At 70.3% G+C, this 20,892-nt stretch carries 21 protein-coding genes; 10 read left to right on the top strand and 11 right to left on the bottom strand.

The window, feature by feature from the left end; translation table 11 throughout:
* Positions 1-28: 28 nt before the first annotated feature.
* The 6 genes from OU415_RS09960 (at position 29) to OU415_RS09935 (ending at position 5,709) form a co-directional block, all read left to right on the top strand.
* Positions 29-1,255, top strand: a complete 1,227-nt coding sequence (locus tag OU415_RS09960) for a low temperature requirement protein A (RefSeq protein ID WP_270948340.1) — start codon at positions 29-31, stop codon at positions 1,253-1,255.
* A 1-nt stretch (position 1,256) separates the two neighbouring features.
* On the top strand, positions 1,257-2,129 hold the full coding sequence (locus tag OU415_RS09955) for a LysR family transcriptional regulator (protein ID WP_270948339.1): 873 nt from the start codon (positions 1,257-1,259) through the stop codon (positions 2,127-2,129).
* Between the two features lie 74 nt (positions 2,130-2,203).
* The gene (locus OU415_RS09950) at positions 2,204-3,508 is read left to right on the top strand and encodes an L-fuconate dehydratase (protein WP_270948338.1); all 1,305 of its coding nucleotides are present in this window, start codon (positions 2,204-2,206) and stop codon (positions 3,506-3,508) included.
* Positions 3,509-3,522: 14 nt separating this feature from the next.
* Positions 3,523-3,834: an L-rhamnose mutarotase gene (locus OU415_RS09945; protein ID WP_270948337.1), complete on the top strand. Its 312-nt coding sequence runs from the start codon at positions 3,523-3,525 to the stop codon at positions 3,832-3,834.
* A complete protein-coding gene (locus OU415_RS09940; RefSeq protein WP_270948336.1) occupies positions 3,831-4,814 on the top strand; it encodes an aldo/keto reductase in 984 nt (327 codons plus the stop codon). The genes OU415_RS09945 and OU415_RS09940 overlap by 4 nt, the downstream gene beginning before the upstream one ends.
* A 61-nt stretch (positions 4,815-4,875) precedes the next feature.
* Complete coding sequence (locus tag OU415_RS09935; RefSeq protein WP_270948335.1) at positions 4,876-5,709, top strand: NAD(P)H-binding protein; 834 nt, start codon at positions 4,876-4,878, stop codon at positions 5,707-5,709.
* Between the two features lie 42 nt (positions 5,710-5,751).
* Here OU415_RS09935 and OU415_RS09930 read toward each other — a convergent pair whose 3' ends face one another.
* The 3 genes from OU415_RS09930 to OU415_RS09920 form a co-directional block, all read right to left on the bottom strand.
* On the bottom strand, positions 5,752-6,087 hold the full coding sequence (locus OU415_RS09930) for a hypothetical protein (RefSeq protein ID WP_270948334.1): 336 nt from the start codon (positions 6,085-6,087) through the stop codon (positions 5,752-5,754).
* A 709-nt stretch (positions 6,088-6,796) separates the two neighbouring features.
* Positions 6,797-8,302, bottom strand: coding sequence for a glycerol kinase GlpK (gene glpK, locus OU415_RS09925; RefSeq protein ID WP_270948333.1), 1,506 nt, complete (start codon positions 8,300-8,302; stop codon positions 6,797-6,799).
* 34 nt (positions 8,303-8,336) lie between these two features.
* Positions 8,337-9,092 (bottom strand): MIP/aquaporin family protein, encoded by a 756-nt coding sequence (locus tag OU415_RS09920; protein WP_270948332.1) that lies wholly within the window; start codon positions 9,090-9,092, stop codon positions 8,337-8,339.
* A 321-nt stretch (positions 9,093-9,413) separates the two neighbouring features.
* Here OU415_RS09920 and OU415_RS09915 point away from each other — a divergent pair, with 321 nt between their 5' ends.
* Both OU415_RS09915 and glpD read left to right on the top strand, forming a co-directional pair.
* Entirely contained in the window at positions 9,414-10,241 is an 828-nt protein-coding gene (locus OU415_RS09915; protein WP_270948331.1) for a DeoR/GlpR family DNA-binding transcription regulator, read from the top strand.
* A 233-nt stretch (positions 10,242-10,474) separates the two neighbouring features.
* Positions 10,475-12,211 (top strand): glycerol-3-phosphate dehydrogenase, encoded by a 1,737-nt coding sequence (gene glpD, locus OU415_RS09910; protein ID WP_270948330.1) that lies wholly within the window; start codon positions 10,475-10,477, stop codon positions 12,209-12,211.
* A 321-nt stretch (positions 12,212-12,532) separates the two neighbouring features.
* Here glpD and OU415_RS09905 read toward each other — a convergent pair whose 3' ends face one another.
* The 8 genes from OU415_RS09905 to OU415_RS09875 form a co-directional block, all read right to left on the bottom strand.
* Positions 12,533-13,324 carry an ESX secretion-associated protein EspG gene (locus tag OU415_RS09905; RefSeq protein WP_270948329.1) on the bottom strand — a complete coding sequence of 264 codons (792 nt, stop codon included), beginning with the start codon at positions 13,322-13,324 and terminating at the stop codon, positions 12,533-12,535.
* Positions 13,321-14,208, bottom strand: a complete 888-nt coding sequence (locus OU415_RS09900) for a PPE domain-containing protein (protein WP_270948328.1) — start codon at positions 14,206-14,208, stop codon at positions 13,321-13,323. The genes OU415_RS09905 and OU415_RS09900 overlap by 4 nt, the downstream gene beginning before the upstream one ends.
* Positions 14,209-14,214: 6 nt before the next feature.
* Positions 14,215-14,586, bottom strand: a complete 372-nt coding sequence (locus OU415_RS09895; protein ID WP_270948327.1) for a hypothetical protein — start codon at positions 14,584-14,586, stop codon at positions 14,215-14,217.
* Between the two features lie 244 nt (positions 14,587-14,830).
* Positions 14,831-15,487: a DUF3558 domain-containing protein gene (locus OU415_RS09890; RefSeq protein WP_270948326.1), complete on the bottom strand. Its 657-nt coding sequence runs from the start codon at positions 15,485-15,487 to the stop codon at positions 14,831-14,833.
* 63 nt (positions 15,488-15,550) lie between these two features.
* Complete coding sequence (locus tag OU415_RS09885) at positions 15,551-15,913, bottom strand: DUF1707 SHOCT-like domain-containing protein (RefSeq protein ID WP_270948325.1); 363 nt, start codon at positions 15,911-15,913, stop codon at positions 15,551-15,553.
* Between the two features lie 124 nt (positions 15,914-16,037).
* On the bottom strand, positions 16,038-17,381 hold the full coding sequence (locus tag OU415_RS09880) for a dicarboxylate/amino acid:cation symporter (RefSeq protein ID WP_270948324.1): 1,344 nt from the start codon (positions 17,379-17,381) through the stop codon (positions 16,038-16,040).
* Between the two features lie 107 nt (positions 17,382-17,488).
* Entirely contained in the window at positions 17,489-17,569 is an 81-nt protein-coding gene (locus tag OU415_RS38320) for a putative leader peptide (protein WP_408641833.1), read from the bottom strand.
* Positions 17,570-17,658: 89 nt separating this feature from the next.
* Complete coding sequence (locus tag OU415_RS09875) at positions 17,659-18,294, bottom strand: Maf family protein (protein ID WP_270948323.1); 636 nt, start codon at positions 18,292-18,294, stop codon at positions 17,659-17,661.
* A 383-nt stretch (positions 18,295-18,677) separates the two neighbouring features.
* On the opposite strand from OU415_RS09875, the gene OU415_RS09870 reads away from it, so the two are divergent.
* Positions 18,678-19,826 carry a S1 family peptidase gene (locus tag OU415_RS09870; RefSeq protein WP_270948322.1) on the top strand — a complete coding sequence of 383 codons (1,149 nt, stop codon included), beginning with the start codon at positions 18,678-18,680 and terminating at the stop codon, positions 19,824-19,826.
* A 147-nt stretch (positions 19,827-19,973) separates the two neighbouring features.
* The gene (locus tag OU415_RS09865) at positions 19,974-20,687 is read left to right on the top strand and encodes a heparin lyase I family protein (protein ID WP_270948321.1); all 714 of its coding nucleotides are present in this window, start codon (positions 19,974-19,976) and stop codon (positions 20,685-20,687) included.
* Positions 20,688-20,892 lie beyond the last annotated feature (205 nt).

Raw genomic sequence — 20,892 nt, 5'->3', positions numbered from 1 at the left:
GCCGCCTGCCGCGCCGAAGCAGCGGAGCATGATCGGGGCAGCTCTGGTTGCCGGTGTGGAGGAGATAGCGGTGGTCAACCTGGCGAGGATCGGCTGGCAGGCGATGCGGGGGCGCGACCCGGAGGAGGAGCACCGCGTCTCGACCCCGCTCGAGCTGTTCTTCGACCTGTGCTTCGTGGTGGCGGTGGGGCAGGCCGCAGCGCAGCTGCACCACACCCTGGACGAGGGACATCTCGGCGGTGGGCTCGCCGGGTACGCGGCGGTGTTCTTCGCGATCTGGTGGGCGTGGGTGAACTTCACCTGGTTCGCCTCGGCCTACGACACCGACGACGTGCTCTACCGGGTGCTCACGCTGCTGCAGATGTCCGGGGTGCTCGTGCTGGCGGCCGGGGTGCCCGCCGCGTTCCAGGACTACGACTTCACCGTCGTGACCATCGGCTACGTGCTGATGCGGATCTCGATGATCTGCCACTGGGTGCGGGCCGCCGTCGAGGACCCGGCCGGCCGGGCCACCGCGCGGCGCTTCGCGATTGGGATCGCGGTGGTCCAGCTGGGGTGGATCGCGCGGCTGTGGGCGCCGGGGACGTGGGTGTACGTCACCTTCGTGGTGATGGTGCTCGCCGAGCTGGCCGTTCCGGTGTGGGCGGAATCGAACCGGCCCACTCGCTGGCACCCGGAGCACATCGCCGAGCGGTACGGCCTGTTCACCATCATCGTGCTCGGCGAGGTCATCCTCGGTGCGCTCACCGCGGTGCAGTCCGCGTTCGCCGAGTTCGGGCTCTCGCCGGCGTTGATCATGATCGCCGCTGGTGGTCTCGTGCTGGTCTTCGTCGTGTGGTGGACCTACTTCGCCGCGGGCGAACCGCGGCTCCACAGTCTGCGCGTCGCGCTGACCTGGGGTTACGGTCATTTCGTGGTGTTCGCCGCGATCGCCGCGCTGGGCTCGGGCCTCGAAGTCGCGGTGGACACGGCAGGGCACCACTCGCACATCAGCGACCAGTCGGCGGCGTTCGCGATCGCGGTGCCGGCCGCGCTGGTGCTGGTCGCGCTGGGCCTGCTGCACCGTCTCGCGGGGACCGGCGCGATGCGGAACTTCGGGTTCGTCGTGGCGGGTGCGGTCGTGGTGCTGGCACTGCCGTTCAGCGCTCCGCTGATCGGTCTGGGTGGTGCTGTGGTGGGCATGGCTGCGGCGTTGGTCGTGACGTTGGTCGTCAACTGCCGCGGCGCCGGATCGGGCGTGGAAAGCAGGGCGTGACGTGGGCTTGGACCTGCACAAGCTGGGACATCTCGTCGCGGTGGCGGAGGAGGGCAGCTTCACCCGCGCCGCGGCGCGCTTGCACCTGTCCCAGCAGGCGCTGTCCACCTCGATCCGCGCGCTCGAACGCGAAGTCGGCGTCGACCTGCTCGAGCGCACCACCACCGGGGTGGCCGTGCTGCCGGCCGGGGAGGCGCTGATCTCCGACGCCCGAGTTTTGGACGGCGTGGCCCGCTCCGCGTTGAAGCGCGCGCGGCGGATCGGTCGCGGTGAATCTGAGGTGCTGCGCATCGGGCACACCCCGGCCGTCACCGGCGACGAAGTCACGGCGTTGCTGCGCGAGGCGCACGCGGAGCACCCGGACCTCGCCACCGACGTCAACCAGCGCTACCCCGCCGAGCTCGAGAAGCAGCTGCTCGCCGGGGAACTCGACCTCGGGCTGTGCCGGGCCATGGCACCCGCTCACGGCCTCAACCGCGCCACCCTGGTCCACCAGCGGTTGCAGGTCGCCGTTGCCGCGGAGCACCGCCTCGCCGACCGGGACGTGGTCGAGCTGTCCGAACTGGCCGACGAGCAGATCGTCGTGTGGGGCCACCCGGGCCGCTCCGGGTACACCGATCTGCTCATCGAGAGCTGCCGGAAAGCGGGCTTCGAACCGCGCACCCACCGCAACGCCATCCAGGGCACCCCGCCGGTCACCGCGGTCCTCGGAACCGAGCACGTCGCGTTCGTGACCGCTGCCCCGGGCCCGGCGGCGAACGGGAAGGTCCGGGTCATCGAGCTCACCCCGCCGATCGAGGTACCGCTGCAGGCGCTCTGGTCGGCCCACATCACGTCCGACGCCCGGCACACCTTCCTGGAGACCTTCACCTGAGCGGTCCCGGTGATCTTGGCATCACCTGCGCGGACCGCTATACCTGGTGGTTGGCGCGGAAGCGAGGTGGCCCGATGACTGCGCTGATCACCGGTCTGCGGACCTGCGACGTCCGGTTCCCGACTTCGCGGGAGCTGGACGGTTCGGACGCGATGAACCCGGACCCCGACTACTCGGCGGCCTACGCGGTGATCGAGACCGACGCCGACGACGGGCTCGAAGGCCACGGGTTCGCGTTCACCATCGGCCGGGGCAACGACGTGCAGGTGGCGGCGATCCGGGCGCTGGAGCCGTTCGTGGTCGGTCGTCAGCTGGGCGAGGTGCTGGACGATCTCGGCTCGGTGTGGCGGGAACTCGTGCACGACTCCCAACTCCGCTGGCTCGGCCCGGAGAAGGGCGTGGCGCACATGGCGATCGGCGCCGTGATCAACGCGCTTTGGGACCTGAAGGCCAAGCGGGCCGGGAAACCGCTGTGGCAGCTGCTCGCCGAGCTGTCCCCGGAGCAGATCGTCGACCTGGTCGACTTCCGCTACCTGACCGATGCGCTGACCCGCGAGGAAGCGCTGGACATCCTCCGCGGTGCGGAGCCCGGCCGCGCGGAGCGAACCGCGGAACTCCTCCGCGACGGCTATCCGGCGTACACCACGAGCCCGGGCTGGTTGGGCTACTCGGACGAGAAGCTCCGGAGGCTCTGCCGCGAAGCGGTGGACCGGGGTTTCCCGCTGCTGAAGCTGAAGGTGGGCGCGGACCTCGACGACGACGTGCGGCGGATGCGGATCGCGCGCGAAGAGGTCGGCCCGGACGTCCGCATCGCCGTCGACGCCAACCAGCGCTGGGACGTGTCCACTGCGATCAGCTGGATCTGCGAGCTCGCGCCCTTCGGCTTGTGGTGGGTGGAGGAGCCGACCAGCCCGGATGACGTGCTGGGACACGCCACGATCGCTTCGGCTGTCGCACCGGTCCGGGTGGCCACCGGGGAGCACGTCGCCAACCGCGTGGTGTTCAAGCAGTTCCTGCAGGCCAAGGCGTTGTCCTTCCTGCAGCTCGATGCGGCGCGGGTGGCCGGGGTCAACGAGAACCTGGCGATCCTGCTGCTGGCGGCGAAGTTCGGGGTCCCGGTGTGCCCGCACGCGGGTGGGGTCGGGCTGTGCGAACTGGTGCAGCACCTGGCGATGTTCGACTTCGTCGCGGTGTCCGGTTCCACCGATGGCCGCGTCGTCGAGTACGTCGACCACCTGCACGAGCACTTCGTGGACCCGGTGGTGATCCGGGACGGGCACTACCAGGCGCCGCGGCGTCCGGGCTTCTCCGCGCAGCTGCGCCCGGAGGCGCTGCGCGAGCACAGCTACCCCGACGGGCCGGTGTGGGCCGGCGGGTGAGGGAAGGGGAGCGGATGCAGCGAATCGCCTTGCGCACCAAGCTGGCACCGGGCCGGGAAGCCGAGTACGAGCAGGTGCACGCGGTCATCCCGGCCGAGCTGGACGCGGCGCTGCGCGAAGCCGGCGTGCACAGCTGGCGGATCTGGCGCGACGGCCAGGACCTGTTCCACGTCGTGGAGGTCGAGGACTACCAGGCGATGCGGCGGGCGCTGCGCGACCACCCGGCCAACGTGGCCTGGCAGGCGCGGATGTCGGAGCTGCTGGCGGTCGAGGACGACTACTCCGGTGCGGACACCGGTCTCCGGCAGGTGTGGGAGCTGCTGTGAAGCTCGGCGGCTCGGACGTCGAGGTGTCCCCGCTCGGATTCGGCGGCGCGGTCATCGGGAACCTCTACCGCGCGGTCGACGAGGAAACGGCGCTCGGCGCGGTGGACGCGGCGTGGGACGCGGGGATCCGCTACTTCGACACCGCACCGCACTACGGGCTCGGCCTGGCCGAACGCCGTCTCGGCACCGCGTTGGCCGGGCAGCCGCGGTCGGAGCTGGTCGTGTCCACCAAGGTCGGCAGGCTGCTGGTGCCGAGCCCGCGAACCGCGAATACCCGCGATCCGGCGGGTTTCGACGTGCCCGCGGACCGAGAGCGGGTGTGGGACTTCAGCGCCGACGGGGTGCGGCGATCGCTGGAGACCAGCCTGCGGCGGCTCGGCCTGGACCGCGTGGACCTGGTGCTGATCCACGACCCCGACGACCACTGGGCGCAGGCGGTCGACGAGGCGTACCCGGCGTTGCACGAGCTGCGAACCCAAGGCGTGGTCGGTGCGATCGGCGTCGGGATGAACCAGTGGCGGATGCTGGAGCGGTTCGCGACCGAGACCGACTTGGACGCGGTGATGCTCGCCGGGCGCTACACGCTGCTCGAGCAGTCCGCCGCCGGCACCATGCTGCCGACGTGCCTGCGCCGCAACGTTTCCGTGCTGGCAGCCGGGGTGTTCAACGGCGGTGTCCTGGCCACCGACGAGCTCGGCCCGGAGGCGATGTTCGACTACGCGCCCGCCTCCCCGGAGCTGCGCGCGAAAGTCGCACGGATCGCGGACGTGGTCCACCGGCACGGCGCCAGCCTGCCGCAGGTGGCGATGGCCTTCACCCGCGCGCACCCGGCCGTGGCCAGCGTCGTCGTCGGAGCCAGGTCGGCCGGCGAAGTCCACCGCAACGCAGCGCTTTTCGACCGGCCGGTGCCGTCCGCGGTGTGGGCGGAACTGGTCGAGGCCGGGCTGCTGCCGGACGGCATGTCGCTGCCGGGCGCTTGACCTCCAGCGCGCTCGAGGTCCTAGCGTGGTCGCCCTGATCCGATCGGTTGAGGAGAACTTGATGACGGTGTTGGTGACGGGTGCGACCGGGAACGTCGGGCGCCGCGTGGTCGATCGGCTCCTGGCCTCCGGCGCGGAAGTGCGCGCGCTGACCAGGAATCCGGAAACCGCCGGGCTGCCGGCCGGGGTGGAGGTGTTCGGCGGCGGGCTCGGCGATGCGGAGCCGCTGCGCGAGGCGCTCGACGGGGTCGACCGGGTCTTCCTGTTCCCGGTTCCGGAAAGCACCGCCACGTTCGTCGAGCAGGCCAAGGCCGCTGGTGTCCGGCGGGTCGTGCTGCTGTCGTCGTTGGCGGTGGAGTTCGGCGAGGAGAACGCGATCGGTCAGCGCCACCGGCTGATCGAGCAGGCGATCGAGGACAACGGCTTCGAGTGGACGTTCGTGCGGCCGGGTGCGTTCGCGACCAACGCGCTGGCCTGGGCGGAGTCGATCCGTTCGGAGGGCGCGGTCCGGGAACCGTTCCCCGGGGCGCTGCAGGCGCCCATCCACGAGGACGACATCGCCGCGGTCGCGGTCACCGCACTGCTGGAGGACGGGCACGCCGGGAAGGCCTACCCGCTGACCGGACCGGAGCTGATCAGCCTCGCCGACCAGGTGCGCGCGATCGGGGACGCGATCGGCCGGGACGTCCGCTTCGAGGAGGAAACCCCGGAGCAGGCGAAGGCCCGCATGGTCGCCCAGGGGACGCCGGAAGCAATTGCGGACACCCTGGTCGGTTACCGGGCGACAGCGGGGCAGAACCCGGCCCCACCGGTGCCGACCGTGCAGCAGGTGACGGGGCGCCCGGCCCGGACCTTCCCCGAGTGGGCAGCCGACCACGTCGGCGATTTCAGCTGAGCACGGCGAGGTCGAGCGGGGATGCCGCCCGACCTCGACCGATCAGCCGTTCTTGGAGATGACGACCAAGCCGGCGGCGTCCTGGCCGGGGTCGGAGGCGAAGACGCCCGTGTCGCCGAGCACCGCGGCCGGGATCCGGGTCTCCGGGGGCAGCGCGGTGCTGCCCTGCGCGGTGACCGAGACCGGGGTCTTGGGGGAGTCGTCGTCATCGCCTTCGGCCCAGCCGTAGGCGGTGCCGTCGTCGCCGACCGAGATCAGGTCGGCGGAGGAGACCGGGGCGACCGAGTCACCGGAGCTGTCGGCCGGGTAGAAGGACACCGAGACGCCTTCTTCGGCCTCGTGCAGCTGGTCCGCGCGCTTCTCGCCGTAGGCCAGCACGGCGAAGTATGACCCGGGGCACGGTCATCGGCCTATCGCTGCCCCACGACTCCGGATCACCTGCCAGCTGGGACTTGGTCAGGTCGGGCGCCTTCCACGGCGTGCTGCTCCAGACCTCGTCGCCGGAAGCGGCTTCGCGGACCCGGAGGACGTAGCCTTCCTGGGTCTGGTCGAGGTGGGCGATCTGCCCGGACGTCGAGGTGGCCACCGCCAGCGGTTCGAGCCCGGGCGCCACATTGAAGTCCACTATGGACGAAAATCGGGCGAACCGGATTTTCGCGCGCGCAGTGGGAAAACGCCAGCAAGAGAAACCCCAGAGCTCGACGGCGATTCCGGTTGCGGGTGTCGAGCTGGAGGTAGGACGAAACGAGATCGAGAACGGTTCCGCCGAGATTTCCGGATCCGGGAAGCAACCCCGGGGTCGGCCGGACGTCTTACCGGCAGGGACGAGATCGAAGGGCAGCGATCTCGCGGCGGCGACCGACCTCCTGGTGGCGAGCACCCCTCGGCTCGCCGTCCGGCGCTGCCGAGGGCGAGCAGCGCTGGGGCAGGGCGCTCCGCCCCTCCCGAAGCGTGGTTCCCTCCGATCCACCCCGGAGGGAACCACGTCGGGAACTTCGCGCAGCAGACCGAAGAAGACGCGGCCCGCACCTCGAGCAGAGGTACGGGCCGCGCCGTCGTTTGATTCGCCGTCAGGCGAGAAGGTTTCTCACTCGACCCAGTTCAGGGTCTTGGAGACCGCCTTCTGCCAGTTCTTGTACTCCTTCTCGCGGAGCTCGGCCGGCATCTGCGGGTCCCACTGCTTGTCCTTGGCCCAGTTCGAGCGGATGTCCTCCTCGCTGGTCCAGAAGCCCACCGCGAGGCCGGCCGCGTAGGCCGCGCCCAGCGCCGTGGTCTCCGCGACCACCGGTCGGATCACCGGCACGCCGAGGACGTCGGCCTGGAACTGCATCAGCAGCTCGTTCTTCACCATGCCGCCGTCGACCTTCAGCGACTTCAGCGGAACACCGGAGTCGGCGTTCATCGCCTCGATCACCTCGCGGGTCTGGAACGCGGTCGCCTCCAGCACCGCGCGGGCCAGGTGGCCGCGGTTGACGTAGCGGGTCAGGCCGACGATCGCGCCACGGGCGTCGGAACGCCAGTGCGGTGCGAAAAGACCGGAGAAAGCGGGCACGAAGTAGGCGCCGCCGTTGTCCTCGACGGTGCTGGCGACCTGCTCGATCTCCGGGGCGTCGGAGATGATGCCGAGGTTGTCCCGCAGCCACTGCACCAGCGAACCGGTGACCGCGATCGAACCCTCCAGGCAGTACACCGTGTCGTTGCTGCCGATCTTGTAGCCGACCGTGGTGAGCAGCCCGTTCTCGCTGATCACTCGCTCGGTTCCGGTGTTGAGCAGCACGAAGTTGCCGGTGCCGTAGGTGTTCTTGGCCTCGCCGGGCGACAGGCAGGCCTGGCCGAAGGTGGCCGCCTGCTGGTCGCCGAGGATGCCGGCGATCGGGATGCCCGCGAAAACGCCGCGCTCGCGGAACTTCCCGTACACCTCGGAGGAGGAGCGGATCTCCGGCAGCATCGCCATCGGCACGCCGAGCTCGGCGCAGATGTCGGCGTCCCAGTCCAGCCGCTCGAGGTCCATCAGCATCGTGCGGGAGGCGTTGGTCGGGTCGGTGACGTGCAGACCGCCGTCCGGGCCGCCGGTGCAGTTCCACAGGATCCAGGTGTCCATGTTGCCGAACAGCAGCTCGCCGCGCTCAGCGCGCTCGCGGGTGCCTTCGACGTTGTCCAGGATCCACTTCACCTTGGGACCGGAGAAGTAGGTCGCCAGCGGCAGACCGGTCTTGCGCTGGTACCGGTTCTGCCCGTCCTCGCCTGCGGCGAGGGCGTTGACGATCTCGTCGGTGCGGGTGTCCTGCCAGACGATCGCGTTGTACACCGGCTTGCCGGTGGCCTTCTCCCACACCACGGTGGTTTCGCGCTGGTTGGTGATGCCGACGGCGACGACGTCGGAGGACACCAGGTCGGCCTTGGCCAGCGCACCGGCGCAGACCTGCCGGGTGTTGGTCCAGATCTCGATCGGGTCGTGCTCGACCCAGCCGGCCTTCGGGAAGATCTGGCGGTGCTCGACCTGGTCGACGGCGACGACGCGGCCGGAGTGGTCGAAGATCATGCACCGGGTCGAGGTCGTGCCCTGGTCGATGGCGGCGACATAAGAAGCCATCTGTCCTTCTACCTTCCTATGTGGACGAATCTGGTCAGCTGGCGATGGGCAGTGCGAGGGCCAACGCACCCGCCAGCACACCGCCGATGATCGGGCCGGCGATCGGCACCCAGGAGTAGGCCCAGTCGGCCGAGCCCTTGCCGCGGATCGGCAGGATCGCGTAGGCGATGCGCGGACCGAGGTCGCGCGCCGGGTTGATGGCGTAGCCGGTCGGGCCGCCGAGCGAGTTGCCGATGCCGATCACGATGAAGGCGACCGCGGCGTAGCCGAGCGCCGAGTTGCCGAAGGTGGGCACGCCGTCCGCGCCGGAGGGTCCCGCCTGCGGGCTGAGGATGATCCAGAAGACCAGGACGAAGGTGCCGATGATCTCGGTGACGAGGTTCCACGGGTAGTTCCGCACGGTCGGCGCGGTGGAGAAGATGCCCAGCGTGTTGGCGGGGTCGTCGTGGGTGTCGAACTGCAGCTTGTAGACGGCCCAGCACAGGATGCCGCCCAGCGTGCCGCCGATGATCTGCGCGATGATGTAGACCGGCACCTCCGACCAGGGCGTCTGGCCGTTGATCGCCAACCCCAGGGTGACTGCCGGGTTGATGTGCGCGCCGGTGGGTTCAGCGATGCTCGCGCCGGCGAAGACCGCGAACCCCCAACCGAAGTTGATCAGCAACCAACCGCCGTTGTGCCCGGCTGATTTGCGCAGCACGTTGTTGGCCACGACGCCGCAGCCCATCAACGTCAGTACCGCTGTCCCCATCAACTCCCAGAGGAAGATCTCCCCGAGACTGGTCGTCATCCTTGACGTCCCCTCTTCATGCCGCCGTTGGCACAGGCGGGATTTCGTGACTGTCCGACATGGAGCGAGTCGGGACGGTACTGCCGCATGTGAACACGTGTCCATGCATGCTGCCAGTCGTGGGTACCGGGTTGCTCCGTCCCGCCCAACGCCTTGGATCGACCGCGCGGGTGCTGATCGGCCCCGGTTCTGGCAGCAGCGCGACCCGACGCCGCTCCGTACTCTGCGGTAACATTAGACTTGGGGAAAACAACGTTGCAAGGCACCTCTGATGGTGTTTTTATCGAGTTGCTTGGTGTGGGAGCGAGAGGGAGGACGACGATGTCCGCTCGGCGTCCGTCCGAGAAGCAGCAGGACCGCAGGCGCAAGATCACCGAGCTGGTGATGGCCGAGGGCACCCTGCGCATCGACGACCTGGTCGCGACCATCGGTGCCAGCGCGATGACCGTCTACCGCGACCTCGCCGACCTGGAGTCGCAGGGCCTGGTGCACCGCAACCGGGGCAACGTCTCCGCCGCGTCGTCACTGCTCTACGAAGCGGCGTCGGAATACCGGCTGCCGCAGAACCAGGCGGAGAAGGAAGAGCTCGCCCGCGCCGTCGTCGAGCTGGTCGAACCCGGCCAGGCGCTGGTGCTGGACGACTCGACGACCGGTGTCTACCTGGCCCGGCTGCTGCCCGAGCGGGCGCCGCTGACCGTGGTCACCAACCACCGGGGCGTGTTCGACGAGCTGCGCAACGCGCCGGGCATCAGCCTGATCTGCGTGGGCGGCGACTACCTGCCGTGGGCGGACGCCTTCGTCGGCGGCATGGCGCTGGACGCGCTGCGCAACCTGCGGGTGGACCTGGCGATCATGTCGGTCTCCGCGGTCACCGACGGGATCTGCTGCTACCCCCAGCAGGAGATGGTGCAGATCAAGAAGGCGATGCTCGCCTCCGCGCAGCGCCGGGTGCTCTACGTGGACCACACCAAGTTCGAGCGGCGGGCGTTGCACGCGGTCGCGCCGGTCGAGGACTTCGACATCGTCATCGTCGATTCCAAGACCAGCAGCGCCGACATCGAGGTGCTGCGGGACCGCGGTGCGCTGGTCGAGCAGGCAGGAAATGCGCGTGGTGTCGCACCGGGCACGGACCGTGCTGGTCGGGCATGATGACCATTCGTCAAGGTCCGGTTCCCGCGTCGGCGGTGGGCGTTGGAAAGTGCGTTGCAAGTGACTTGCGCGGTGGCGCGGGCAGTGCCCCGCGATCGCCTTCCCGGCCCGGGGTAGTCCTCGAGCGAAGGCCTGCGAGTGCACGCAGCGGAGCAAGCTGAGTCCCACCCCGCGCGCGGCTTCCGCCGCCGCTGAAAGACCTGGTGGGACGCGATTCGAGCGAGGAGGACGCGGTGTCCGAAGACAAGACCGAGAACCGGCTGAAGGGCACGTTGGGACCGGCCGAGCGGGCCGAGAACTGGCGGCGGTTGGGCGCCGACGAGTTCGACGTGGTGGTGATCGGTGGCGGGGTGACCGGTGCCGGCGCCGCGCTGGACGCCGCGACCCGCGGCCTCAAGGTCGCGCTGGTCGAGGCCCGCGACCTCGCCGCCGGCACGTCGAGCCGCTCCAGCAAGCTGTTCCACGGCGGCCTGCGCTACCTGGAGCAGCTGGAGTTCTCGCTGGTCCGCGAGGCCCTCCGGGAGCGCGAGCTGATGCTCACCCGGATCGCGCCGCACCTGGTGAAGCCGGTGCCGTTCCTGTACCCGCTGACCAAGCGGTTCGTGGAGCGCCCGTACACCGCGGCCGGTCTGTTCCTCTACGACACCATGGGCGGCGCCCGCTCGGTCCCGGGCCAGAAGCACCTCTCCCGCGCCGGTGCGCTCCGGATGGTGCCCGCGTTGAAGCGCAGCGCGCTGATCGGCGGCATCCGCTACTACGACGCGCAGGCCGACGACGCCCGCCACACCATGACGGTCGCCCGCACCGCGGCCCGCTACGGCGCGGTGGTCATGACCTCCACGCAGGTCAACGGGTTCATCCGGGAAGCCGACCGGATCGCCGGTGTGCGGGTCCGCGACGTCGAGACCGGTGCCGAGACCGAGGTCCGCGCGCAGGCCGTGATCAACGCGACCGGCGTCTGGACCGACGAGCTGCAGCACCTGTCGGGCGGCCGCGGCCGGTTCCGGGTGCGCGCCAGCAAGGGCGTGCACATCGTCGTCCCGCGCGACCGCATCGTCGCCGAGTCCGGGATCATCCTGCAGACCGAGAAGTCGGTGCTGTTCGTCATCCCGTGGGGCAACCACTGGATCGTCGGCACCACCGACACCGACTGGAACCTCGACCTGGCGCACCCGGCCGCGACGAAGGCCGACATCGACTACATCCTCGAGCACGTCAACACGGTGCTGGCGACTCCGCTGAAGCACGAGGACATCGAGGGCGTCTACGCGGGTCTGCGCCCGCTGCTGGCCGGGGAGAGCGAGGAGACCTCGAAGCTGTCCCGCGAGCACGCGGTGGCGCGGGTCGCCCCGGGGCTGGTCGCGATCGCCGGCGGCAAGTACACGACGTACCGGGTGATGGCCGCCGACGCGGTCGACGCCGTGTCCCCGGACATCGCCGGCCGGATGGCCCCCTCGTGCACCGACCAGGTCCCGCTGCTCGGCGCCGACGGCTACCACGCGCTGATCAACCAGGCCGACCAGCTCGCCGCTGAGCACGGCGTGCACCCGTACCGGATCCGGCACCTGCTGGACCGCTACGGCTCGGAGATCCACGACGTGCTGGCGCTGGCCGCCGACCGCCCGGAGCTGCTCAAGCCGATCCCGGCCGCGCCGAACTACCTGCAGGCCGAGGCGGTTTACGCGTGCACCGCGGAGGGTGCCCTGCACCTGGAGGACGTGCTCACCCGGCGCACCCGCATCTCGATCGAGTACCCGCACCGCGGTGTCGACTGCGCCGAGCCGGTGGCCCGCCTGATGGCCGACGTCCTCGGCTGGGACGAGGAGCAGGTGGCGCGCGAGGTCGAGGTCTACACCCAGCGCGTCGAGGCGGAGCGCGACTCGCAGACCCAGCCCGACGACCAGGCGGCGGACGCGAAGCGCTCGGCGGCCCCGGAGGCCCGCAAGCGCATCGAAGAACCGCTGGTCTGACCCTCCTCCACCGCTCCTGACCCCGGCGTCGATGTGCCGCTCCCCGGCGCATCGGCGCCGGATCTCGTTGCGGGCCAACGCAAATTCAATGGAAATCGGACCTCCGATTTCCATTGAATTTGCGCCCGTCACGGAGCACCCACCGGACACGGCCCGGGGCACCTGGCGGTTCGGGACCTGACCCCGGTGTCCTGCGGTGGGTCGTCGGGTCGTGGTTCCGGGGTTCGGTGCGGGTGGTACTGAACCACAGTTTCAATTGAAACTGCGGAACCCAGGCACGGCGGATCGCAGTTTCAATTGAAACTGCGGTTCGCGGCGGGCTCAGCGGTCGGTGGTCGCTTCGGTGAGGAGTTCTTCGAGGTGGGCCGTCAGGCGGCGGGCGTCGACCGGGGCGATCGTGCTCCAGACGTCGCCGGACGGGGATTCCCGGCGCAGCTGGGCGTAGCGGCCGTGGGTCGTGTCGAAGAAGCCGACGACCCGATCTGCACGGACCCGGCGGCCGAAGCGGTCTCGGGCCGCTGCGCCGAACTGACCGCGAGCGCCGACGCCGGAAACCATGCCCGTCAGGGCTTCCGCGTCGTCCGGGCGGAGGCCTCGACGTTGCAGAGCACTGGTCAGCTGCTCGACGTTGTTGCCGGCTTCTTCCGCCGCGGAATCCAAGTCGCTGCTGCGCAGCGAGACCGAGCGCCCGGGACCTGGTGGCAGCGCAGGCAGAACCGAGATCGCTTCGCGCGGCAAACCGCTCGCCGACGCCGAGCGGAAGGTCAGCTGATCCCCGTCCTTGACGACCAGGACCGCTTCGTCGCCCTTCGCCGCGGCGAGCACCCGCACGCTGCGGTCCAGCCAGAGCCGCCCGTCGACCTCGCGGTCCGGGTGGGCCAGCAGGCGCAGCATCCGCTCCAGGTCGGCGTCGACGTCGGTCGGCCGCCCGAGACCGCGCCCGTGCAGCGAGCGCCACGCCGAGTCGACGAGCTCGGCGCGTTCGGTGTGGGTGCGGCCGGGGGACGGGACTTTGAGCACCAGCGGCATGGTTTCGAGCTCGAGGTGCTCGACGAGCACGTCGAACTCCAGCGCCGACAGGACCAGCTGCCGGGCGGTCGCGGGGAACGTCATTGTCCGGGTTCGCCGCCGATCACCGGTCGCGACGGCGACTCCGCCAGGTCGAAGAACCCGCCGCGGTTGCCGACCTTCTCCGTGACCTTCTGGTCCACGGTTTCGTCGCGCTGCTCCCGCTTTCCGCGTCCACCACCGCCGGAACGCTCGTTGCCGGTCGGCCGCCCCGCACCGGCGGACCGGCCTTCACCGCCCCGCGTCGAGGTGGTGCCGGACCTGGTGGTGATCGGCTGGCCGGTGCGCTGCGTCGCGCTCGTCGATCCGCGCGGTGCGGGCACGTTCGCCGGACCCCAGCTGATGGTCACGTTCTGCTGACCGGCGGAGACGTGGGAACCCCCGCTCGGCGGGACGTCCACGACGACCTGCGGCGGCGGGGTGAACGAGGCCAGCGACGTCGTGTTGGTCTGCGTCGACGCCTCGTAGGTGCGCATCACGTCGAACGCGCGCTGCTCGGCCGCGTGCTGCTTGGCCTCCTGGACCTCGTAGTCGGTCTGCCCGCCGAAGAGGTGCGTCAGCAGGGTTTCCGCGCCGCTCGGTTCCTCCGCGCTGACCTGCACCGGCGGCGGCATGTCGCGGCGGGCTTTGGCGATGAACTCCGCCTGCTCCTCGGCCCGCTCGCGCATCACGCTCGTGGCCTCCTGGGCCAGCGCGGCCCAGTTGCCCAGCGGCCGCAGCCCGTCGTGGGCGCTGTCGGCGGCGGCTCCGCTCCACCCGGCCATCGCCGAGGTCAGCACGGAAGCCAGCCCGGCGTCGATGTCGCCGAGCGCGCGGGTCAGCTCGCTCCAGCGCCGGACGCTGCTGGTCGAGCCGTCGGCTCCCGGGCCTTCGTTGATCTGCGCGTACAGCTCGGGGTGTCGGTACCCCTGCCACCGGTGGTCGCTCATCGCTGGTCAGCAGCCTCCGATGCCCATCGCGGTCTCGCCGTCGATGGTCGAGTACTGGCGGTTGGCACGCTCCAAGGACTCGGCGGCGGCCTGCAGCTGGTCGCGGTAACCGCACAACGCGGTCAGCGCGTCGTCGCCGCCGCCGAGGGAGCGCTTGTTGAACTCCTCGGCGGCGTCGGCGCTGACCGGGTCGCCGGCCCACGGTCGGATGCGCAGTTCGGTGATGGCGTGCTCGATCTGCAGGCCCACCGCGTCCAGCGATTCCTGCAGCGCGTTGACCAGCCGGGGGATGGCGGCGGGCTCGACCTGCATCGAGCCGCCGGACACTCCCGGCAGGGCTTCGGTCGAGCTGTCGCCCCACGGAGCAGTTAGCGGCACGTTTTCCCTCCCACAGGTAAGGGCCCTGATCGCGGGTGCAGGCCCTCGTGCTCGAACGCGCGGTTGTGCGGGGCCGCGCGCCGGGTCAGGTGTTGTGCGGGCACCTGGCCGGTGAGCGGAACGCCCGAGCGCTCAAGCTACTAAACGTCCAGCGGACACTGTAGTCACCAATCGTCACGCTGGGGAGTGCTCCATAAGCGGTGAGTATCACTCTTTGCATTGGGCAACTGATCGCACTGCGTGATCAACGCGGCTGGGTGGTCTGCCTGGTCTGCGTGGGTTCCGAGGTCTCCGGCGAGGACAGGGTGACCACCGCGTCCTCCGCGACCCGCTGGGCTCCGGCGCACAGCTGGTCCACCGGTGACGGCGGTTGCCCGCCGTCGTCGCGGTACAGGACGTCGAGGTGCTGGCCCTCGGCGACGTCCACCGCCACGTTGCAGGACAGGTCGAGCCCGGGCGTCTTGATGACCAGCGCCGGGAATCCGCCGACGACCACCTGGGTGGCCTCCACCTGCGCGGTGTCGTCGGTCCACACGCTCATGCCCTCGGTGGTGATCAGCGCCAGCCGGGCGCCCACCTTGGCGGTGGTGTTGCGGTAGCTGCAGGTCGCCGCGTTGCCGAAACCCGCCTCGGAGTCGGGCATCGGGTCGCGGTCGAAGCCGAGCTGGTTGCGTTGGGCGGTGGTGAGCAGCGTGCACGCCGCGACGCCGTCGAGCCCGAGCTCGTAGGGCCGTGGTGGCGGTGGGGGCTGGGTGCTCGTCGTGGGCAGCGGCATCGGTGGTGGGGCCGCGGTGTCCGCGGTCGGTTGCGACTGCCAGAGGCTGCACCCGGTGAGGGCGAGCGTGCTGGCGGCGAGCAGCGCGCTCAACCGCCGAGCTCCGGTGATCCGCGAGCTGTGCATGCCATCACCGTAACGAAGCGTGGTCGGAGGCGGCGCGGTCCTGGTAGATGAACCGAGTGATCTTCAGCGGCGCCAGGTGAACCAGAGGACGGCGATCAGCGGGATCAGCACGATCAGCGCGGCCTGCCGGGCGACGACGAGCAGCAGCACGGCCAGCACCGCCACGCCGACCGCGAGCGCGACCTTCATCCCCACCGGGCGGGGCTCGGGCGTCTGGGGCACGCGGATCGGCCGGGGATCGGGCAGATCTTCGAACAGCGCCTCGATCTCGGAGCTGAACCGGGCCGCGGCGACCTGGCGGCAGCGCTCGTCGTACTCGCCGACGTCGAGGCGTCCGACGGCGAAGTGCTCGCCGAGCAGCCGCATCGCGCCTTCGCGCTCGGGGTCGCCGATGCGGAGGTCCTTGCCCCGCCGTCCCTTCTCCACGCCCCCATCCTACGGTCGGCGGACCCCCGTTCGAGCCGGGTGAGCGGAGGGTTCCGGCTCTGTTCCGCGAAACGTCGGAGGGCCCCGCCGACCGGTGTCGACGGGGCCCTCCGAGCGGAGCGGATCAGGCGTTGACGAGCTCGGTCTCGTCGGCGGCCTTGCTCTCGACCAGCGGGGTGCTCGGCTTGGCCAGCACCTCGTCGTCGAGCAGGCCCTCGCTGCGGGCGACCACGGTCGGCACCACGATCTGGCCCGCGACGTTGGTGGCGGTGCGCATCATGTCCATGATCGGGTCCACCGCGTAGGCGATGGCGATGCCGGTGGCGACCACCTCGGGCGGGAAGCCCAGCGCGGCGGTGGTCAGCGTCAGCATGGTGAACCAGCCGGTGACGCCGGCGGTGGCGATCGAGCCGAACACCGCGACCGCGACGATCGTCAGGTACTGCACCGGGCCGAGGCTGATGCCGAAGAGGTTCGCGATGAAGATCGAACCGACCGCCGGGTAGATCGCGGCGCAGCCGTCCATCTTGGTGGTCGTGGCCAGCGGCACCGCAAAGTTCGCGTAGGACGCCGGAACGCCCAGGTCCTCGGTGGTCTGCCGGGTCAGCGGCAGGCTCGCGCTGGAGGAGCGGGAGACGAACGCGAACTGCAGCACGTTCCAGGACTTGGCGAAGAAGCGCACCGGGCTGACCTTGGCGACCAGGCCCAGCAGCAGCGGGTAGACCACGAACAGCACCAGCGCGCAGGCCACGTAGGTGGAGCCGATCAGCTTCAGCAGCGGCGCGAAGAACTCGTTGCCGTAGCTGGCCACGGCGTTGCCGATCAGGCCGAGGGTGCCGATCGGGGCGAGCTTGATGATCCAGCCGAGCACGCGCTGGATGACCTCGAAGGCGGCCTTGTTGAACTCGACGAACGGCGCGGCCTTCTCGCCGAGGCTGTAGGTGGCGGCGCCGATGATCAGCGCGATGAACACGACCTGCAGCGTCTCGCCCTCGGAGAAGGCGCTGATCAGGTTGCTGGGCACCAGACCGTTGACCAGGTCCAGCCAGGAGCCGTGGGTCTTCTCGCCGATGGACTGCAGCTTCTCCGGGTCGGGTTCGATGACCAGGCCCTTGCCGGGCTGGAACACCGAGCCGACGGCCAGGCCGATCACCACCGCGATCAGCGAGGTGATGGCGAACCACAGCGCGGTCTTGCCGCCCAGGCGCGCCGCGGTCCGGCCGCCGCCGAGACCGCGGAGGCTGTTGATGCCCACCACGATCGCGGTGAAGATCAGCGGCAGCACGGTGAAGGTGAGCAGCTTGGTGAAGGTCGTGCCGATGGTGTCCAGCGTCGTGGTGAGCCACTCGGCGCCGGTCTGCTTGGCGATGTAGCCGAGCAGAGCGCCGAGCACCAGCGACGCGACGACGGCCACGGCGAACAGCTTGGGGTTGAAGCGCAGGCGCGATCGCCCAGCGGAGGTGGACACAGGGGTCTCCCGGATTCGCGGAGTGGGGTTCGAAGGCAGTTCGGATTCGAGCGGCGCGCGCGAGACGAGGGCGCGCGGATCTCAGGAAGCGGCCGTGCCGCGCTCGATCACAGACAGACGGAGCTGGCCTGCCGTCGAAGATCGACGTGCAGGCGAGAAGTCAGATACAGCCGTCGGAGGGTGTCCATCGCGAACATTTGTAACCAGCCGCGCGGCGAAACCCATCCAGGGGTAACCGAATTGTGTTCGTATTCACTCGGGCGCCGGATGCCCGATCTCACTCCGCAGTCGGGGTGCTCCACAACGTCACGACGCTGACGCCGACCTCGGCGAGCAGCTTGCGGGTCAGCGGCAGGCTGATCCCGAGCACGCTCGACGGATCGCCGTCGACACCCTCGACGAACCAGCCGCCGAAGCCTTCGAGGGTGAACCCGCCCGCGACGTGCAGCGGCTCGCCGGTCGCGACGTAGGCCTCCAGCTCGGCCTCGCTGGGCTCCCCGAACCGCACGGTGGTGCCCAGGTGCCCGTTGGCGCGCGCGATGACCTCGCCGCCCTGGAGCCGGACGATCGCGTGCCCGGTCAGCAGTTCACCGCTGCTGCCCGCGTTCTGCGCCCAGCGCTTGGCGGCCGCCTCGGGCGTGCCGGGCTTGCCGACGATCTCGCCGTGCGCCATCAGCAGCATCGAGTCGCAGCCGACGACCACCGCGTCCGGCTCCTCGGCGCCGATCTCGGCGGCGACCGCGTCGGCCTTGGCTTGCGCCAGCGCCGTGACCAGCTCGGTCGGCGAGGGGTCGCCCAGCGAAGCGGTCACCGCGTCCTCGTCGACGCCGGAAACCCGCACCAGCGGCTCGATGCCGGCGGAGCGCAGGACCGAGAGGCGGGCGGGGGACGCGGAAGCAAGCACGAAGCGCACGCCGCCGATGGTAGAGACCGCCCCGCGCCGGCTCCGCTCCCGGCTCGAAGCGACGAACCGCCTTCGCCCCGCTCGGCCCATCGGCCAGTGCTGCTGCTGGCGGTTCCGCGCCGAAAAGCCCGTCCTGCAGCGGGATTCAGGTGTCAAGGATGCCCCGAAAGGTGGTGTCCGCTGCGGCGACGGTCTCTTTAAATGTCCTTCGCACGAATCGTCGCGGTCTGCGGTCGGTTCGGGCTCATTCCTTCCTCTGCTCCACCCGCCCTGCTCTTCGGGCGGGCGTTCGTCCCCGGCGGTGGACGCCGGGGCTCCAGCTCCCGCGCATCGCGGCCCGATCGGTCGTGCGCGGGTGATCCCTGCCCAGAAACGGATCGAGGGAGTCGACCATGAGTCGAGGCAGAACCACCCGGTTGTTGGGTGCAGCGGTGCTGGCGGCGGGCACGCTCGCCGCCCTGGCGGTGCCCTCCACCGCCGCACCCGCGGAGCAACAGGTGTCCCCGGAACTGCTCGCCGCGATGCAGCGGGACTTCGGGCTGACCGAGCAGCAGGCGCACGACCGGCTGGCGCGGGAAGCGGAGGCGATCCGGCTGGACCAGGCCGTGCGCGGCAGCACGGGCGGGGCCTTCGCCGGTTCCTACTTCGACGCGGCGCGCGGCAAGCTCGTCGCGGCGGTGACCGACGGACGTGCGGCGGAAGCCGCGCGCGCCGCCGGCGCGGACGCCGTGGTGGTGTCCAACAGCGAGCGGGACCTCGACGCCACGAAGTCCACTTTGGACAGCATGGACGCGTCCGCGCCGCGGTCGGTCACGGGCTGGCGCGTGGACGTGCGGTCGAACTCCGTCGTGGTGTCGGTCGACCGCACGCAGCGCGACGCCGCCACCGAGGACTTCCTGGCCGAGGCGCGGAGCCTCGACGACTCGGTGCGGGTGGAAGAGGTCGCCGAAGCGCCGCGGCCGCTCTACGACCTCATCGGCGGGGACGCCTACTACATGGGTGGCGGGCGATGCTCGGTCGGCTTCCCGGTGCGGACCTCCTCCGGCGCTGCGGGCATGGTCACCGCCGGGCACTGCGGCCGTCCGGGGACCGCGGTCTCCGGCTACAACCAGGTTTCGATGGGCACCTTCCAGGGCTCGTCGTTCCCCGGTGACGACTACGCCTGGGTCTCGGCCAACTCCAACTGGACGCCGCGCGGGCTGGTGAACATGTACAACGGCTACGGCCGCGTGGTCTCCGGCGCGTCGGTGGCGCCGACCGGTTCGTCGATCTGCCGCTCGGGTTCGACCACCGGCTGGCACTGCGGAACCGTGCAGGCGATGAACCAGACCGTGCGCTACGCCGAGGGCACGGTCTACGGGCTGACCCAGACCAACGTCTGCGCGGAGCCGGGTGACTCGGGCGGCTCGTTCATCAGCGGCAACCAGGCCCAGGGCACGACCTCGGGCGGCTCCGGCAACTGCTCCAGCGGAGGTACGACCTACTTCCAGCCGGTCCAGGAAGCGCTCAACGCCTACGGCCTCAGCCTCGTCACGGGTTAGGCCTGATGGGCGCCCGTGAGCACTTTGGGTTGTTATAGCGACCCAAAGTGCTCACGGGTCCTGGCCAGCGCGATTCGGGTGACACCTCTGGACGCCGGACCTGGAGTTCCGGTAGATCTGGCCTTCCGCCGCCGGAAGGGAACGATCATGGTCGGGAGAACTCCCGCCGTGGCCCTGGTGGCGGCGGCGTTCCTGCTCGCGTCGGCGCCTCCGGCGTCCGCGGCGGTCATGTGGGACGGCGATGCCTCGCACGGCACCGGCGTCTTCGCGCACATCGGTTCCGAATGCGCCGATCCGGGCAGCGTCACGGCGGTCGACGACCCGGAGCAGGGCGCGATCTGGCGCTACGACAAGCCCGCCGGGCTCCGGCGGTGCGAGAGCCGCGGCATCAGCGTCGACGGCCAGGAGTACGACTTCGAGAACGGCTCCACCTACTACCTGGGCTGGCGCAGCAAGCTGTCCAGCACCGTCGACAACAACGCCACCTTCCAGTGGAAGTCCTACGGCAGCCACGTCCAGAACTACCCGGTCGTCCTCAAGGTCATCGACGGCAAGCTGTCGCTGCTGCAACGCCAACCCGACGAGACCCGCATCATCTGGGAGCGCCCGATCGCAGCGGGCGAGTGGCACAGCATCGTCCTCGGCCTGCACCTGTCCGACGAGACCACCGGCGGCTGGGTGGAGTTCTGGTTCGACGGTGAGCAGCAGACGTTCACCGACGGATCCCACCGCTGGGCGTGCCGCACCTTCGACAGCGAGAACCACCCGAAGTGGGGCGTCTACGGCGCCGAGGGCGACGACGTGGTCAACGAGATCGACGCGTTGAAGATCGGCACCGAGTACGCCGACGTGGCACCGTGATCCGGCCGTGCCGGTGGCGCGCGCCACCGGCACGGTTCCGGTCAGTCCCGGTTGAGCTGGACGTCCGGCCGCGGCGGGACGTGGCCCGGGCGGACGGTCGGCTTGGCCGTCCCGGCCGAGGTCACCGCGGGCAGGCCGCCGACGACCGGGAGCGTCACCGAGGTGGCGTTCAGGTCCAGGCCGATCTCGCCGGGCTGGCCCGGCG

Source organism: Saccharopolyspora oryzae (assembly GCF_027853915.1).
Lineage (GTDB): Bacteria > Actinomycetota > Actinomycetes > Mycobacteriales > Pseudonocardiaceae > Saccharopolyspora > Saccharopolyspora oryzae.
This window is presented reverse-complemented; position numbering and strand designations above follow the sequence as displayed.

What these genes read in the sequence shown, in the direction of transcription:
- OU415_RS09960 (WP_270948340.1), top strand. Translation starts at nt 29, where the DNA reads ATGATCGGGGCAGCTCTGGTTGCCGGTGTGGAGGAGATAGCGGTGGTC.
- OU415_RS09950 (WP_270948338.1), top strand. Translation starts at nt 2,204, where the DNA reads ATGACTGCGCTGATCACCGGTCTGCGGACCTGCGACGTCCGGTTCCCG.
- OU415_RS09945 (WP_270948337.1), top strand. Translation starts at nt 3,523, where the DNA reads ATGCAGCGAATCGCCTTGCGCACCAAGCTGGCACCGGGCCGGGAAGCC.
- OU415_RS09935 (WP_270948335.1), top strand. Translation starts at nt 4,876, where the DNA reads ATGACGGTGTTGGTGACGGGTGCGACCGGGAACGTCGGGCGCCGCGTG.
- glpK (WP_270948333.1), bottom strand. Translation starts at nt 8,302, where the DNA reads ATGGCTTCTTATGTCGCCGCCATCGACCAGGGCACGACCTCGACCCGG.
- OU415_RS09920 (WP_270948332.1), bottom strand. Translation starts at nt 9,092, where the DNA reads ATGACGACCAGTCTCGGGGAGATCTTCCTCTGGGAGTTGATGGGGACA.
- OU415_RS09915 (WP_270948331.1), top strand. Translation starts at nt 9,414, where the DNA reads ATGTCCGCTCGGCGTCCGTCCGAGAAGCAGCAGGACCGCAGGCGCAAG.
- OU415_RS09905 (WP_270948329.1), bottom strand. Translation starts at nt 13,324, where the DNA reads ATGACGTTCCCCGCGACCGCCCGGCAGCTGGTCCTGTCGGCGCTGGAG.
- OU415_RS09900 (WP_270948328.1), bottom strand. Translation starts at nt 14,208, where the DNA reads ATGAGCGACCACCGGTGGCAGGGGTACCGACACCCCGAGCTGTACGCG.
- OU415_RS09890 (WP_270948326.1), bottom strand. Translation starts at nt 15,487, where the DNA reads ATGCACAGCTCGCGGATCACCGGAGCTCGGCGGTTGAGCGCGCTGCTC.
- OU415_RS38320 (WP_408641833.1), bottom strand. Translation starts at nt 17,569, where the DNA reads ATGGACACCCTCCGACGGCTGTATCTGACTTCTCGCCTGCACGTCGAT.
- OU415_RS09870 (WP_270948322.1), top strand. Translation starts at nt 18,678, where the DNA reads ATGAGTCGAGGCAGAACCACCCGGTTGTTGGGTGCAGCGGTGCTGGCG.
- OU415_RS09865 (WP_270948321.1), top strand. Translation starts at nt 19,974, where the DNA reads ATGGTCGGGAGAACTCCCGCCGTGGCCCTGGTGGCGGCGGCGTTCCTG.